This window comes from Streptococcus sp. oral taxon 431 (genome assembly GCF_023115445.1).
Taxonomy (GTDB): Bacteria; Bacillota; Bacilli; order Lactobacillales; family Streptococcaceae; genus Streptococcus.
In genome coordinates this window covers 19,372-33,604 of record NZ_JALDUI010000001.1, presented here as the reverse complement: position 1 = coordinate 33,604, position 14,233 = coordinate 19,372, and the positions used below count along the sequence as shown (strand labels likewise).

At 41.0% G+C, this 14,233-nt stretch carries 13 protein-coding genes; 1 reads left to right on the top strand and 12 read right to left on the bottom strand.

Translation table 11 applies throughout. The features are described 5' to 3' along the window. Positions 1-38: 38 nt before the first annotated feature. Both holA and M1R56_RS00170 read right to left on the bottom strand, forming a co-directional pair. The gene (holA, locus tag M1R56_RS00175; protein ID WP_248034100.1) at positions 39-1,076 is read right to left on the bottom strand and encodes a DNA polymerase III subunit delta; all 1,038 of its coding nucleotides are present in this window, start codon (positions 1,074-1,076) and stop codon (positions 39-41) included. A gap of 33 nt (positions 1,077-1,109) precedes the next feature. Continuing rightward, positions 1,110-2,045 carry a dihydroorotate oxidase gene (locus M1R56_RS00170; RefSeq protein WP_248034098.1) on the bottom strand — a complete coding sequence of 312 codons (936 nt, stop codon included), beginning with the start codon at positions 2,043-2,045 and terminating at the stop codon, positions 1,110-1,112. Positions 2,046-2,274: 229 nt separating this feature from the next. On the opposite strand from M1R56_RS00170, the gene gdhA reads away from it, so the two are divergent. Beyond that, a complete protein-coding gene (gdhA, locus tag M1R56_RS00165) occupies positions 2,275-3,621 on the top strand; it encodes an NADP-specific glutamate dehydrogenase (protein ID WP_248034096.1) in 1,347 nt (448 codons plus the stop codon). Between the two features lie 233 nt (positions 3,622-3,854). Here gdhA and alaS read toward each other — a convergent pair whose 3' ends face one another. From alaS to budA, 10 genes are all read right to left on the bottom strand, one after another. Continuing rightward, positions 3,855-6,473, bottom strand: a complete 2,619-nt coding sequence (alaS, locus tag M1R56_RS00160; protein WP_248034094.1) for an alanine--tRNA ligase — start codon at positions 6,471-6,473, stop codon at positions 3,855-3,857. A 16-nt stretch (positions 6,474-6,489) separates the two neighbouring features. After that, positions 6,490-6,975: an LURP-one-related family protein gene (locus M1R56_RS00155; RefSeq protein ID WP_248034093.1), complete on the bottom strand. Its 486-nt coding sequence runs from the start codon at positions 6,973-6,975 to the stop codon at positions 6,490-6,492. Positions 6,976-7,248: 273 nt separating this feature from the next. Continuing rightward, positions 7,249-7,500, bottom strand: a complete 252-nt coding sequence (locus M1R56_RS00150) for a hypothetical protein (RefSeq protein ID WP_248034091.1) — start codon at positions 7,498-7,500, stop codon at positions 7,249-7,251. 247 nt (positions 7,501-7,747) lie between these two features. Then, positions 7,748-8,818: an ABC transporter substrate-binding protein gene (locus tag M1R56_RS00145; RefSeq protein WP_248034089.1), complete on the bottom strand. Its 1,071-nt coding sequence runs from the start codon at positions 8,816-8,818 to the stop codon at positions 7,748-7,750. Next, a complete protein-coding gene (locus tag M1R56_RS00140; RefSeq protein WP_075229404.1) occupies positions 8,815-9,588 on the bottom strand; it encodes an ABC transporter permease in 774 nt (257 codons plus the stop codon). Before M1R56_RS00140 ends, M1R56_RS00145 begins: the two co-directional genes overlap by 4 nt. After that, a complete protein-coding gene (locus M1R56_RS00135; protein ID WP_000754116.1) occupies positions 9,585-10,391 on the bottom strand; it encodes an ABC transporter permease in 807 nt (268 codons plus the stop codon). The genes M1R56_RS00140 and M1R56_RS00135 overlap by 4 nt, the downstream gene beginning before the upstream one ends. Beyond that, complete coding sequence (locus M1R56_RS00130) at positions 10,372-11,529, bottom strand: ABC transporter ATP-binding protein (protein WP_248034087.1); 1,158 nt, start codon at positions 11,527-11,529, stop codon at positions 10,372-10,374. The genes M1R56_RS00135 and M1R56_RS00130 overlap by 20 nt, the downstream gene beginning before the upstream one ends. A gap of 159 nt (positions 11,530-11,688) precedes the next feature. Continuing rightward, positions 11,689-12,594 carry a UDP-N-acetylmuramate dehydrogenase gene (murB, locus tag M1R56_RS00125; RefSeq protein WP_248034085.1) on the bottom strand — a complete coding sequence of 302 codons (906 nt, stop codon included), beginning with the start codon at positions 12,592-12,594 and terminating at the stop codon, positions 11,689-11,691. Between the two features lie 117 nt (positions 12,595-12,711). Beyond that, positions 12,712-13,464 (bottom strand): YhfC family glutamic-type intramembrane protease, encoded by a 753-nt coding sequence (locus M1R56_RS00120; protein ID WP_075231709.1) that lies wholly within the window; start codon positions 13,462-13,464, stop codon positions 12,712-12,714. 12 nt (positions 13,465-13,476) lie between these two features. Next, the gene (gene budA / locus M1R56_RS00115) at positions 13,477-14,205 is read right to left on the bottom strand and encodes an acetolactate decarboxylase (RefSeq protein ID WP_248034083.1); all 729 of its coding nucleotides are present in this window, start codon (positions 14,203-14,205) and stop codon (positions 13,477-13,479) included. Between the last annotated feature and the right edge of the window lie 28 nt (positions 14,206-14,233).

The following is a 14,233-nucleotide window of genomic DNA, read 5'->3' as shown; positions in this document are numbered from 1 at the left end:
ATGATAACGCAATCATCCTATTTTTTCAAGTTATTTGCTCAATTTGACTGGCTAGCAATCTGTAACAAAGCCTTCTCAAACAAGTAGCCTTTCTCATAAACTCCTGTCTTAATTTGGTAATCAGCTTGGATGAGATGACGAATAGAATTCTGGAGAAAATCAAGGGATAGTCTTCGAGAATCACGAAGGGCAAATTTGATTTGGTAGGGATTCGGATTACGACCAAGATAGTGACCTAAACTGCTGACCATCTGGGACTCTGACTGACCAGACTCTTGCAAAATTTTCACTTGTGTATAGAGTCTGAACTGCCCCAACATAATGGCAATCAGTTTAATCTCATCTTCTCCCTGCAAGGTCAAATCTTTGACTAAATCACGTGCCTGATCAATCTTCTTAGTCAATATTAACTGAGTTAAATCAAAAATATTATCCTGCAAAGTCTTTGGTATGGCTTCAACAATGTCTTCTTCGGTAATCCGGTCATCATCCTTATAAGACTGTAAGAAGAGTAGATTTTTCTGAATTTCACTGAATTGAAAACCTGATTTGATAAGCAACTGTTCGAAAGATTTTCCATCAAAGGAAAGTCCTTGTTCCTGAGACCACTTTTGAAAATAAGCGAGCATCTCTTGCTCTTTTGGTTCAAGAGCTTCAAAAATCTTGGCATCCCTCTTGAGTAATTTGACTAGACGTCTCTTACTATCCAGCTTCCCTTCCGCAAAAATGACTAATTTACTCGTCGGAGATGGATTTTCCAAATATTCTTCAAAAGCCTTAAGCTCGTCATCAGATAGATAGCGCTTTTTAGCTGTTGTTATATCGAGAAAATGATCTAAAATAACAATTTTTTCATCCGCAAAGAAAGGAAGACTGACCAGCTCTAGTTCCAAGCTTTTGTAGTCTACTTCTTTCATATCAAAATAAGCAAAGTTCAAATCAGCAGAATCGTAGCCGATTTGCTTTAGCACCTGAGTTTTCATGACTTCATACTGTCCTTGATCAGCGCCTGTAAACAAGGTCAAACTAGGTAAATTTGATAAAGATAGCTTTTGGCTTTCTTCTATTGCTAGCATCTTCTCTCCTTTCTATTCGATAAATTCATTTCTCTAATCAATATAATTCAATTTACCACGGAAATCTTCAAGGCTTTCATAAGCTTTTTCCGCCATGATTTCTTTGAGTTCCTTGGTAATACGCTCAAAAGCACCTACACCTTCTTTGTGCAGGGTAGTTCCTACCTGCACCATGCTAGCACCACATAGGATATGTTCAAAGGCATCACGTCCTGTTAATACTCCACCAGTTCCGATGATCTGAATTTCTGGATTCAAGCGTTGATAAAAAGCATGGACATTAGCAAGGGCTGTTGGTTTGATGTATTCTCCACCAATCCCACCAAAGCCATTCTTAGGACGAATCACGACAGACTCGTCTTGAATATAGAGACCATTTCCAATAGAGTTGACACAGTTGACGAATTTGAGTGGGTATTTGTTAAAAATAGCTGCCGCTTGATCAAAATGTACAATATCAAAATAAGGTGGAAGCTTAATTCCAAGAGGTTTTGTAAAGTAGGCAAAGACTTCTGACAAGATACGGTCTGTTGTTTCAAAATCATAGGCAATCTGAGGCTTACCTGGAACATTTGGGCATGAGAGATTGAGTTCGGTTAAACCACGGAAATCACTTTCTTGCACTTTTTTTAAGATGGTATGAGTTTCCTCTGGAGACATTCCAACTAAAGATAGAAAGAAGGTACAATTTGGTTCCTTTTCTTGCAATTCCAATAGATAGTTCAAATAATAGTCTAAACCATTATTTGGCAGCCCCATAGAGTTAATAGAACCAAGTGGAACATCTTGATAGCGTGGTTCAGGATTTCCCTGACGAAATTCCAAGGTTGCAGTCTTAGTGACAAAGGTTCCTGCTGCTGAATTTTTGACACCTTCCAATTCCTCAATTGTCATACAAGCAACACCTGCTGCATTCATCAAGCAATTATCAAACTCAAAACCAGCAATCTGTGTTTTAGTTGATACCATGATTCTGTTCCTCCAGATTCCTTTTTATGTCTATTATTATACCATACTTTAACTTTTGCTTTTCAATAAAACCATTTCCATAGAAAAGGTTCGTTTTTTAGCAAGTTTTGAATCAGTTGTGTCAAATTGAAAGAATTTTTAGAAAATTTGTGTTTTTTTCTTTACACTGAAAAAATTTTCTGCTATAATGACTCATGTAATAAAATATGACAACAAAAAGGAGAACGATATGACATCTGCTAAAGAGTATATCCAAAGCGTGTTTGAAACTGTAAAAGCTCGTAACGGGCATGAGGCTGAATTTCTCCAGGCAGTTGAAGAATTCTTCAGCACTTTGGAGCCTGTCTTTGAAAAACACCCTGAGTATATTGAAGAAAATATCTTGGCACGTATCACTGAGCCAGAGCGCGTAATTTCTTTCCGTGTTCCTTGGGTTGACCGTGATGGAAAAGTTCAAGTTAACCGTGGTTACCGTGTTCAATTCAACTCAGCTGTTGGACCATATAAAGGCGGACTTCGTTTCCACCCAACTGTAAACCAAGGGATCTTGAAATTCCTCGGATTCGAACAAATCTTTAAAAACGTTTTGACTGGACTTCCAATCGGTGGTGGTAAAGGTGGATCAGACTTCGATCCTAAAGGCAAAACTGATGCTGAAGTGATGCGCTTCTGCCAAAGCTTCATGACTGAATTGCAAAAATACATCGGACCATCTCTTGACGTACCTGCTGGTGATATCGGTGTTGGGGGACGTGAGATTGGTTACCTCTATGGTCAATACAAACGCCTCAACCAGTTTGACGCAGGTGTCTTGACTGGTAAACCACTTCCATTTGGTGGTAGCTTGATTCGTCCAGAAGCAACTGGTTACGGACTTGTTTACTACACAGAAGAAATGCTCAAGGCCAACGGCAACAGCTTTGCAGGTAAAAAAGTTGTCATCTCTGGTTCTGGTAACGTAGCTCAATTTGCCCTTCAAAAAGCAACTGAACTTGGTGCAACTGTTATCTCTGTATCTGACTCAAACGGTTACGTTATCGATGAAAATGGTATCGACTTTGACCTTTTGGCAGATGTGAAGAATAAACGCCGTGCTCGTTTGACTGAGTATGCAGCTGAAAAATCTACTGCTACCTACTACGAAGGTTCTGTATGGACTTACGCTGGTAACTATGATATTGCCCTTCCATGTGCAACTCAAAATGAAATCAACGGTGAAGCTGCGAAACGCTTGGTTGCTCAAGGCGTTATCTGTGTATCTGAAGGTGCCAACATGCCTAGTGACCTTGATGCTATCAAAGTCTACAAAGAAAATGGCCTTCTTTATGGACCTGCTAAAGCTGCCAATGCTGGTGGAGTAGCTGTATCTGCCCTTGAAATGAGCCAAAACAGTCTTCGCCTTTCATGGACACGTGAAGAAGTTGACGGTCGTTTGAAAGATATCATGACTAACATCTTCAACACAGCTAAAACAACTGCAGAAACTTACGGTCTTGGTACTGACTACCTTGCAGGTGCAAACATTGCAGCCTTTGAAAATGTAGCAAATGCTATGATTGCACAAGGGATTGTTTAATTCCAAAAATGAACTCCTCACAATTCGTGGGGAGTTTTTCTGATGCAAAAAGAGAGTGGGACAGAAATCGGTAATTCGTTAGAATTCGATTTCATCGTCCCACCTCCGCACAGTTGAGTAGGGCTGTAAAAGCTGATAAAATCAGCGTAGTAGAGCCCACTCAACCACTGCGTCTTGCTCGACAATCCAAAGACAAATGAGAGGCTAGGACTTTTGTCCCAGCCTCTAAGTGATTATAATTTACCTGCTACTGCATCCAACAACTCTTGGATCTTGGCTTGGTTGCTTCCTCCTGCCATGGCCATGTCTGGTTTACCACCACCACGTCCATCGACGATTGGAGCCAATTCTTTGACCAAATTACCTGCGTGGATGTCTTTAGTCTTGCTGGCTACAAGAAGGTTGACCTTGTCACCGATGGCTGCGACAAGAACAAGCACATCTGAGTAGTCTTTTTGTTTCCAGTTATCTGCAAAGGTACGAAGGGCACCTGCATCTGAAACAGAAACTTGGCTTGCAATATAACGGTGGACATTTGCTTCTTGAACATTCTTGAAGACATCGCCTGCTGCCGCTGCTGCTGCTTTTTCCTTCAATTCTGCATTTTCTTTTTGCAATTGACGGAGTTGTTCTTGAAGTCCTTCAACCTTGTGAGGTACTTCTTTGAGTTGAGGAGCTTTCAAGGTTGCTGCGACTGCTTTCAGTGCATCTTCTTGTTCACGATAAGCTTCAAAGGCTTCCTTACCAGTCACTGCCAAGATACGACGAGTTCCTGATCCGATTCCTTCTTCTTTGACAATCTTGAAGAGACCGATTTCAGAAGTGTTACCTACGTGAGTACCACCACAAAGCTCTACTGAGTAGTCACCAATGGTCACAACACGAACTTCTTTACCATACTTCTCACCAAAGAGGGCCATAGCTCCCATTTCTTTGGCTGTGTCAATGTCAGTCTCAACTGTTTCTACTGTGATGGCTTCCCAAATCTTCTCATTGACTTGTTGTTCAATAGCACGCAATTCTTCTGGAGTCACGGCTTGGAAGTGGGTAAAGTCAAAGCGAAGGAATTCTACTTCGTTGAGAGATCCTGCTTGGGTTGCGTGGTTACCAAGGATATTGTGAAGAGCCGCATGGAGCAAGTGAGTTGCAGTGTGGTTCTTCATAACACGATGACGACGATTGGTATCGATAGCCAAGGTGTATTCTTGGTTCAAAGCAAGAGGAGCAAGAACTTCAACGGTGTGCAATGCTTGTCCGTTTGGTGCTTTTTGAACGTCTGTTACAGTCGCTACGACATTTCCTGCAGCATCCAAGATTTGACCATGGTCCGCAACTTGTCCACCCATTTCAGCGTAGAAAGGTGTCTCTGCAAAGATAAGTGACGCAGTTCCTTCAGCTACACCTTCTACTTCAGCATTTTCAGCTACGATAGCAACCAACTTAGAAGACAATTGACTAGCATTGTAGTTGAAGACACTCTCAACAGTGATGTTTTGAAGGGTTTCATTTTGCATGCCCATAGATCCACCTTTGACAGCAGACGCACGCGCACGTTCTTGTTGTTCCTTCATGGCTGCTTCAAAACCTTCACGGTCTACAGTCATACCAGCTTCTTCAGCGATTTCTTCTGTCAACTCTACTGGGAATCCGTATGTATCATAGAGTTTAAAGACATCTGCACCAGCGATGACAGATTGACCTTTTTCTTTCAAGTCTGCTACGATGCCTTGGGCAAAGTGTTGACCTGAGTGAAGAGTACGAGCAAATGACTCTTCTTCGCTCTTAACGATTTTCTCAATAAACTCACGTTTTTCAAGAACTTCTGGGTAGTAGCTTTCCATGATTTTTCCAACAGTTGGAACGAGTTTGTAAAGGAAAGGCTCATTGATACCCAATTTTTGACCATGCATAGAGGCACGACGAAGGAGACGACGGAGGACATAACCACGACCTTCATTTCCAGGAAGCGCACCATCACCAATCGCAAATGAAAGAGAACGGATGTGGTCTGCAATAACCTTGAAGCTCATGTTGTCGCCATCTTGGTCGTAAACCTTACCAGATAATTTCTCAACTTCACGGATAATTGGCATGAAGAGGTCTGTTTCAAAGTTAGTCTTAGCCCCTTGGATCACTGCTACCAAACGCTCTAAACCAGCGCCCGTATCAATGTTTTTGTGTGGCAATTCTTTGTACTCGCTACGAGGTACAGCTGGGTCAGCGTTAAATTGTGACAATACAATGTTCCAAATTTCGATATAACGGTCGTTTTCGATATCTTCTGCAAGAAGACGAAGACCGATGTTTTCTGGGTCAAAAGCTTCCCCACGGTCAAAGAAGATTTCTGTATCAGGTCCAGAAGGTCCCGCACCGATTTCCCAGAAGTTGTCCTCGATTGGAATCAAGTGACTTGGGTCCACTCCCACTTCAATCCAGCGGTTGTACGAATCTTTATCATCTGGATAATAAGTCATGTAAAGTTTGTCTTTAGGGAAGTCAAACCACTCAGGACTTGTCAAAAGCTCATATGCCCATGTAATTGCTTCGTCACGGAAATAATCCCCGATTGAGAAGTTCCCCAACATTTCAAACATAGTATGGTGACGAGCAGTCTTCCCTACGTTTTCGATGTCATTGGTACGGATGGCTTTTTGCGCATTGGTAATCCGTGGGTTTTCAGGGATGATAGTCCCGTCAAAGTATTTTTTAAGAGTAGCAACCCCTGAGTTGATCCACAAAAGTGTTGGATCATTTACAGGAACCAAACTTACTGATGGTTCTACTGAATGACCTTTAGTCGCCCAGAAATCAAGCCACATTTGGCGGACTTGTGCACTAGATAATTGTTTCATTTGTATCTCCTTTTTACTAATTTGATTGGCTTTCTAGCATTTCTACATAGTCAATAGCGACACAGAGGGAAATGACTAGGTCTGCATAAGAGTCTTCATAGACAGTTACGGTATAAGTTGAGGTTAAATGGAAAAGTTCCTTGGTAATCTCAGCAATCACTTGGTCACGATCATCCAGCAATTTAAAATTTAAATCCCAGACATTTCCTTCGATACGAAGACCGAGATTGTCAAACTCATACTTATCCTTCCAGAAAGTCAACTTCTTCCGAATATAAAAATGATCGCCGTTACTCAGTTGAATCTCAAAACGAGGTAGGAAAGTTAAGACTTCCTTACTAATCTCACTGACCTGTTCACCAGCAACATCATAGATGGTAAAGGTTTTAGGAATCTTAAAAAATGAACCTTCAACCTGATAGGCGACATTGCCCAACTCATCCTTGATATCAAAGCGTTCACCACCTAGGCGAAATTTTTGTTTGACAAGAAATCTTCTCATATGCACCTCCAAAAATAAAAGACAAATCCATATCACGAAGGGCGAAAAACCGCGGTACCACCTTCATTCAATGAACTTGTCATTCTTGATTCTTATGCAATTGTTACAATCGAGTAGCATGATTTTCTATCTTAGATGGCTCGCAGCACCGCCAATTCTCTGAACTAAGATGGAGAGAAAATCAATTCTCAACTTTCTTATTATATCGTTTTTTTAAGTCTGCGTCAACTGGAAATAATCCTCATTTAAATAACCAACTCCCTATATCTCTGATTACTTTTTCAGGATATATTTTTTCTTACTGCCATTTTTCTTTTTATCCCAACTTTTATTCCAAAGTTTTGAATTGTTAAAGATAGCTATGAAAATATTTGCAAATATAAAGTAACCTATCACCAAATGTATGGAATCAGTTGTTAGGTATTGTCGATCCAAGCCATCCTTTAAATGGAATAGTATAATTGTTTCGTTAACAATCAAAAAGATTGGCCAGTAACTTTTTTTGAAAAAAGTAGACATTTTCATGATTTGTTACCGCTTTCTATTATTATAAACTTAGTATACTACTAGGCTATAAAATAAGCAAATAGGATAGTATAGTGTATTGAATCTAGAGCAGTACACTACAACTGCTAAAAATATTTCTAGAAATTAGTTTGACTTTCCTAATCTCTCTGTTCGCATCTTATTTTAATTCACTATAAAAATATACAGCTATACAACTATTCAAAAAACGAACCAGCTGTTACTGATTCGTTCTTTTTATCTATTCCTACTTCCGATACATTTTAAATTGTAGGAAGAGGTCACTATATTTTCCTGTCCATTTATGGTCAAACTTCTCATAGACTTCCAAGTGTTTTATAGTGTCTGCATCAGGATAGAAGGACTTATCCTCTTTTGTCTCCTCAGGGAGCATTTCCTTAGCAGCATTGTTTGGTGTTGAATAGCCGACATATTCTGCATTTTTTAGAGCATTTTCGGGCTTCAACATAAAGTTGATAAAGGCATAGGCTGCGTCCTGGTTCTTAACTGTCTTAGGTATCACCATATTGTCAAACCAAAGGTTGCTGGCCTCTGTCGGAACAACATAGCGGAGATTTTCATTTTTCTCTAGCATCTGACTGGCTTCACCAGAGAAGGTCACACCGATGGCAGCGTTATTCTGAATCATGTACCCCTTCATCTCATCCGCCACAATAGCCTTGATATTTGGAGTTAGCTTGTAGAGCTTATCGACCGTTTCCTCCAACTGCTGTGGATCTTTAGAGTTGAGGCTATAGCCTAGTGAGTTAAGACCTAAACCAAGTACTTCACGCGCCCCATCAAAAAGCATAATAGAGTTTTTATACTCTGGCTTCCAAAGGTCATCCCAATGTTCAGGCGCTTCTTCCACCATAGTCTCATTGTAGACGATTCCCAAGGTCCCCCAGAAGTATGGGATAGAGTACTGATTGTTTGGGTCAAAGGACTGGTTGAGAAACTCTGGACCGATATTCTCAAGGCCCTCAATCTTACTATAATCCAGTGGAACTAGAAGGTCTTCATCCTTCATCTTGTTAATCATGTACTCACTTGGGATGGCAATATCATAGGTTGTACCCCCCTGCTTAATCTTGGTATACATGGCTTCGTTGGAGTCAAAGGTCTCATACTGGACTTGGATTCCTGTTTCTTCTGTAAATTGTTCAATCAAGTCTGGATCGATATAATCTCCCCAGTTATAGATGACCAATTTTTGACTATCACGACTATTGATTTTACTGTCCAAATGGTAGGAAATTCCCCACAAGACTAGGATAATCGCTAAAATTCCTGCTAAAAATGAATAGAGTCGTTTCATGCTTGATCCTCCTTATCACGTGAAATGAAGTAATATCCAACAACCAGGATAATACTAAAAAGGAAGACCAAGGCTGAAAGAGCATTGATTTCTAAGGAAATCCCCTTACGAGCCCGAGAGTAAATCTCGACTGAGAGGGTTGAAAAACCATTCCCCGTTACAAAGAAGGTCACGGCAAAGTCATCTAGGGAATAGGTGAAAGCCATGAAGTAACCTGCGATGATAGACGGCGTTAAATAAGGAAGCATAATTTCCTTAAACATTTGGAACTGACTGGCACCAAGGTCATAGGCCGCATGAATCATATCTCCATTCATCTCTTTTAATCGAGGCAAGACCATGAGCACTACGATTGGAATGGAGAAGGCCACATGACTAGACAGAACCGTCAGAAAGCCAAGAGAAAACTTGAGTTGTGTAAAGAGAATCAAGAAGCTGGCACCAATCATAACGTCTGGGGCAACCATCAAAATGTTATTGAGTGATAGGAAGGCTTCTTGATATTTTTTGCGTGATTGGTAGATGTAGATAGCACCGAAAGTCCCAATAACAGTCGCAATCAGGGCTGATAGGAAGGCTAGTAAAAATGTCTGAACCAAGATGAGCATGAGTCTTCCATCGCCAAACATGGTTTCAAAGTGAGACAAACTAAAGCCTGTAAAGCTATTCATATCATCCCCAGCATTGAAGGCATAACCAATCAAGTAAAAGATTGGCAGATAGAGGACGATAAAGACAAAGGCTAGGTAAAGATTTGATAATTTTTTCATCGTTCTCTCCTTTCCTTAGTCACCCACATGGTGATAAACATGGTCAGGATAAGAACAACACCGATAGTTGAACCCATACCGTAATTATCGTTTGTCAGGAAGTTCTGCTCGATGGCAGTCCCTAAGGTAATCACTCGGTTCCCCCCAATCAAACGTGTCAGCATGAAGAGACTTAAACTCGGGATAAAGACAGATTGGACACCACTTCGCACTCCATTCATAGACAGAGGAAAGATGACATGACGGAAAGTTTCCCACTTGGTTGCACCAAGGTCATAGCTCGCATTGATAAGGTTATTATCCATATCATCCAAGACATTGAAGATAGGTAAAATCATAAATGGAAGCTCGATGTAGCTTGCAACAAAGATAAATGAGAAATCCGTAAAGAGTAACTGCTGCGAACCGATTCCGATAAATTCAAGGAATTGGTTGATAGAGCCATTTTGCCCAAAAATCCCGATAAAGGCATAGGCTTTAAGGAGCAGGTTGATCCAAGTTGGCAAGATGATCAGCATGAGCCAGAGTTGACGGTGTTTGAGGCGGGTCAAGAAAAGGGCTGTTGGGTAGCTGATAAGTAGCGTCACTAGAGTTACAATCCCTGCATAAAGAACTGAGTTAAAACTCATTTTGAGATAGGTCAAGTTTTGTGACGCAAAATAAGATTTATAGTTTTCTAAACTGAACTGGCCTTCGATGTTGAAAAAGGATTGCCCAAAAATCAAGACCAAAGGTGCCAAAACAAAGAGTGCAATCCAAAGCATGTAGGGCACTACAAAGAGTTTAGAGGTTGTTTTCTTCATCTCTTTCCTCCTCGATAGCATTAATCAAACCTGCTTCTTGCTCTTCGATTTCTACGTACTCTTCGATACGAGCATCGAACTCTTCTTCTGTTTCATTAAGACGCATGATGTGGATGTCTTCTGGTTCAAAGTCCAGACCGATTTCCTCACCCACGATGGCTTTACGAGTCGAGTGGATCATCCATTCGTTGCCAAGTTCGTCATAGGCGATAATCTCATAGTGAACCCCACGGAAAAGCTGAGTATCGACCTTCACTTGAAGTTTTCCTTCTTCTGGAAGGGTAATGCGCAAGTCCTCTGGGCGAATCACAACTTCGACCGGTTCATTTGGCTTCATCCCACCGTCGACCGCTTCAAAGCGTTTGCCATTGAACTCAACCAAGTAGTCCTCAATCATAGTTCCAGGCAGGATATTGGATTCACCGATAAAGGTGGCTACAAAGTGGTTGATAGGCTCATCGTAGATGTCAACTGGTGTTCCTGACTGAACAATTTCACCATCATTCATAACGAAAATCCAGTCACTCATAGCCAAGGCTTCTTCTTGATCGTGGGTAACAAAGACAAAGGTAATCCCCAATCGCTGTTGCAGTTCACGCAGTTCGTACTGCATGTCTGTTCGCAATTTCAAGTCCAAGGCTGACAAAGGCTCATCCAAGAGTACCACACGAGGTTGGTTGATAATCGCACGCGCAATGGCCACACGCTGACGTTGTCCTCCAGATAGTTTACGGATTGAACGTTTTTCGAAACCTTCCAACTGTACCATTTTGAGAACTTCTAATACACGTTGTTCGATTTCTTTTTTATCGACCTTACGCAATCGCAATGGAAAAGCAACATTTTCAAACACATTCATATGTGGGAACAAGGCGTAAGACTGGAAGACCGTATGAACATCTCGTTTATTGGTTGGGATATCATTGATACGGACACCGTCTAGCATGATATCACCAGTTGTTGCATCCAACAAACCCGCAATGATATTGAGGATGGTTGATTTACCAGATCCTGAGGCACCGAGAAGTGTGTAGAACTTCCCTTCTTCCAACTCAAAGTTAATATCCTTGAGAACCTTGGTGTTGCTATCTTCAAAAACTTTAGAAACGTTTCTGAATTCGATAATTGGTTTTTTCAATTGGCATAAATTCCTTCTTTTTCATAGATTAACAGATCAGGGCTCTGTCAGGCCGCCACTACCTCTTGCAGGGAGTTATACCACCTGCATGCATCTTCGCTACCGATAGGCTTTCACCCCCTCTACATTCTAGTTAGCAGCAGCTAGGCTATTTTTATTTTATTCATGCTCTCCTAGGATTCGAACTTCTCTCTCGAGGGTAACGCCTGAGTGCTCTTTAACCTTCTCAATGACAGACTCGATTAATTCCTCATAGTCCTTAGCAGTTCCATCAGCAATATTGACCATAAAGCCTGCGTGCTTTTCTGAGACTTCGACGCCACCGATACGATAACCTTTCAAGCCTGCTTCTGCAATCAATTGACCTGCAAAATGATCCACTGGACGTTTAAAAACTGATCCACATGAAGGATACTCTAAAGGTTGCTTGAGTTCACGAAGGTGAGTCAAGCGATCCATCTCCTGTTTGATGACTTGGTGATTACCTGGAGCTAGGGCGAACTTAGCAGAAAGGACTACTGCCCCTGATGCTTGAATAGCTGAATGACGGTAACCAAAGTTCAAGTCTTTAGCAGACAAGGTTTCGATTTCACCTTCCTTAGTCAAGATTTGACAAGACTGGAGAACATGAGCAATCTCACCACCATAAGCGCCAGCATTCATAAAGACAGCACCACCGACGCTTCCTGGAATACCACAAGCGAACTCAAAACCAGTCAAACTATGACGAAGGGCAATACGTGTAGTCTCAATCAAGTTTGCTCCAGCTTCAGCCTCAATAGTGTAACCATCAACAGAAACATTATTGAGCTTGTCACACATGATTACAAAGCCACGTACTCCACCCTCACGGACGATAATGTTACTTGCATTTCCAAGAACCATCCAAGGAATGTTTTCCTGATTGGCAAATTTTACCACACGAGCCATCTCATAGCGATTGCGTGGAAAAACTAAATAATCTGCCTTCCCTCCAACTTTGGTATAGGTATAAGTTTTTAGCGGTTCATCGAATCGAATATCGATTCCTTCTAAGGTTTCTTTTAGTTTATCTAATACGGTCATTTTTCTATTCCTTTTATAAAATTCATTCCATTATACCATTTTTAGCGTTTTTTTTCGATGATTTGGTTAGCTTTTTCAAAAGCTCAAACTAAAAAGAGGATGAACCTCTTTTTTGTATTATTGCTTTTTATAAAAGATCGTTTTTGTAAAGTAAATAAAAATAATAACTTCCACTGCTAACAATCCTTCTACGAGAAGTGGATTTGACAACCAACCAACTTGAGATAGGCTCGGAGCCAAATCAAATAGGGCGTGCAAACCATAAGCCGCTACTAGGTAAATCCATTTCTTTTGGCGAACTGCTTGATAAACCCAGAAGGTCAAACCGACTTGAAGAAGTAAGGCTAGGATTCTCTCTAGTCCCAAAAGGTAAATCTGCCATGCTGCTAGATTGTTAATCGTAGCAAGCGTACTCTCAGGTAAGAGTTGCATGATGGCTGGATTTTGCGATTCTACTGCTGAAAAGAGGATGAAGAGATTGAGTAAACTTGCAATTCCGATATAAATCATTTCTAGCCCACCATGACCAAGACCATAGGCGAGGGCATCTGAATCTTCCATCTCTCTTTTTTTGTTCAACCATTTGAAAAAGATTAGTCGAGCTGTTTCTTCAAACAAAGCAGCCATACAGATCCCGTAAATCACATATAGAAGGGGATTTTCCGTCATGAGTGGAACTGTCCCATCCTTTTGTGGATGAAGAACCAAGAGATGAACGATTTTCTCCAAGACCTGAGATGAAGCAAAAAATGCAACTGCCCCAAGTCCCAAAACTGCAAAATTAATCTTGTATTTCTTTCTTGCGTACCAAACTGCTGCAATGAGGACGGCAAACAAGGCCACCATCGTTATTATTACATGAATTTTCATATTTGACTCCTTTTATTCTGACTTATCGATATCTTTTTTCATCTCGTCAACATTAAACTTAGCAAATAGATATTGACGATCCTGAACAGGAAAACGTTGATCCAACTGGTCAACTGCACCCACTTCTACAATACCTTCCTTGATGACAAAGTCCATAACGTGGCCACCAAAGGTTAGGTCATCTGAGATAAAGTGTAGATGGTAACCAGCAACACTAACTCCATGGAAAATTTCAGGTGTCCAAAAACCGACGATGGTTCCTGAAACATTTTCGCGACTATACTCTGGCTGATGCGTTGCTACTTCTGCAAACTTAGTTTCAGAGGTTGACTTAGGAATCATGCGCACATGCATGTGTTTAAAATCACCATGAATCTTGATGGAACGGAAAAGATTCTCTCCATCATAATAGGACTCAATACGTTTTTCAAGTTCCTGATCAGTCATTTCAAAACGCTGACGGAAAATAACTTCTGCCTGGTGGGGTACAACTGCTGCATAGGGGATCAAAGCATCTGGTGAAACTTCCACAATTTCAGGTTTCTCACCTGATCCCTTAGCCTGATAAGCTTTCCCATCTAAGACAATCAATTCTCCATCGATAGAATCCAGGGTTCCTAATCCTAAATCACCATGTTCAAGCAATTCACCAACGGTCATGGTTCCACCGTAAAGTCCCGCCATCAAGGCTCCCAAAGTATTGTATTGGAATAATTTAACTGGTTCTTGCACCTTCATCATCTCACTCTTCTTTGAAAATTTTACTTAC

Coding starts and splice junctions, on each gene's coding strand:
- M1R56_RS00150 (WP_248034091.1), bottom strand. CDS start 7,500: ATGAAAATGTCTACTTTTTTCAAAAAAAGTTACTGGCCAATCTTTTTG.
- M1R56_RS00170 (WP_248034098.1), bottom strand. CDS start 2,045: ATGGTATCAACTAAAACACAGATTGCTGGTTTTGAGTTTGATAATTGC.
- M1R56_RS00155 (WP_248034093.1), bottom strand. CDS start 6,975: ATGAGAAGATTTCTTGTCAAACAAAAATTTCGCCTAGGTGGTGAACGC.
- M1R56_RS00145 (WP_248034089.1), bottom strand. CDS start 8,818: ATGAAACGACTCTATTCATTTTTAGCAGGAATTTTAGCGATTATCCTA.
- gdhA (WP_248034096.1), top strand. CDS start 2,275: ATGACATCTGCTAAAGAGTATATCCAAAGCGTGTTTGAAACTGTAAAA.
- M1R56_RS00135 (WP_000754116.1), bottom strand. CDS start 10,391: ATGAAGAAAACAACCTCTAAACTCTTTGTAGTGCCCTACATGCTTTGG.
- alaS (WP_248034094.1), bottom strand. CDS start 6,473: ATGAAACAATTATCTAGTGCACAAGTCCGCCAAATGTGGCTTGATTTC.
- M1R56_RS00140 (WP_075229404.1), bottom strand. CDS start 9,588: ATGAAAAAATTATCAAATCTTTACCTAGCCTTTGTCTTTATCGTCCTC.
- M1R56_RS00120 (WP_075231709.1), bottom strand. CDS start 13,464: ATGAAAATTCATGTAATAATAACGATGGTGGCCTTGTTTGCCGTCCTC.
- holA (WP_248034100.1), bottom strand. CDS start 1,076: ATGCTAGCAATAGAAGAAAGCCAAAAGCTATCTTTATCAAATTTACCT.
- budA (WP_248034083.1), bottom strand. CDS start 14,205: ATGATGAAGGTGCAAGAACCAGTTAAATTATTCCAATACAATACTTTG.
- murB (WP_248034085.1), bottom strand. CDS start 12,594: ATGACCGTATTAGATAAACTAAAAGAAACCTTAGAAGGAATCGATATT.